This window comes from Cellulomonas sp. GbtcB1, from assembly GCF_019091725.1.
Taxonomy (GTDB): domain Bacteria; phylum Actinomycetota; class Actinomycetes; order Actinomycetales; family Cellulomonadaceae; genus Cellulomonas.
Genome location: NZ_JAGXJG010000655.1, coordinates 1 through 231, shown reverse-complemented (window position 1 = coordinate 231; position 231 = coordinate 1). Strand labels below are relative to the sequence as shown.

Here is a 231-nt window from a genome sequence, read left to right as displayed (position 1 = left end):
ACGGCCGCCGGTCGCGCCCCGATCACGGCCACCGCCACGACCGCCGACGGCCGCACCGCGACCTCGGTGCTCGACTACTGGGTCTCCGCTGCGCTGGCCGCCCCGACCGCAGCGGCCTACGTCGGCATGTCCGACGCCTCGGCCGCGTACGACGTGGGCGACGGCCACTTCCTCGCCGGCGACGACGACAGCAACCAGATCCGCCTGTTCGCCCCCGCGGGCGGCGAGCCG

The 231-nt window shown here is 76.6% G+C and carries 1 protein-coding gene; it reads left to right on the top strand.

Annotated features, from left to right (window positions below; genetic code table 11):
* Positions 1-231, top strand: a 231-nt coding sequence (locus tag KVT14_RS21695; RefSeq protein ID WP_217617421.1) for a hypothetical protein, incomplete at both ends; no start/stop codon positions are given.